The organism is Chryseobacterium sp. CH21 (genome assembly GCF_004119445.1).
Lineage (GTDB): Bacteria > Bacteroidota > Bacteroidia > Flavobacteriales > Weeksellaceae > Chryseobacterium.
The window spans coordinates 1-284 of the sequence record NZ_QICI01000074.1 but is presented as its reverse complement, the minus strand read 5'-3'; the positions used below and the strand labels follow the sequence as shown (position 1 = coordinate 284).

1 protein-coding gene is annotated in these 284 nt (G+C 38.7%); it reads left to right on the top strand.

Translation table 11 applies throughout. The features are described 5' to 3' along the window. A partial coding sequence (locus BOQ62_RS23460) for a hypothetical protein (RefSeq protein ID WP_228414237.1) occupies positions 1-240 on the top strand: 240 nt, incomplete at its 5' end. Positions 241-284 lie beyond the last annotated feature (44 nt).

Genomic DNA, 284 nt, shown 5'->3' with positions numbered 1-284 from the left:
CATAACCCTAATCTTGCTGGTGAACGGTCTTCAGCATCGCTTGCCTCACCTTTAAAATTTTTAAACCTTGTCCCAAAAGCATTTGAAGTTGATGGAAAATCAATATTCTGCAATATGTATGGTTTGAGTGCAGATCAGGCAGTGAACTCCAGTCTTCTTGGGAAAGATGTAGTGAATTATGAATACATAACCCTAATCTTGCTGGTGAACGGTCTTCAGCATCGCTTGCCTCACCTTTAAAATTTTTAAACCTTGTCCCAAAAGCATTTGAAGTTGATGGAAAA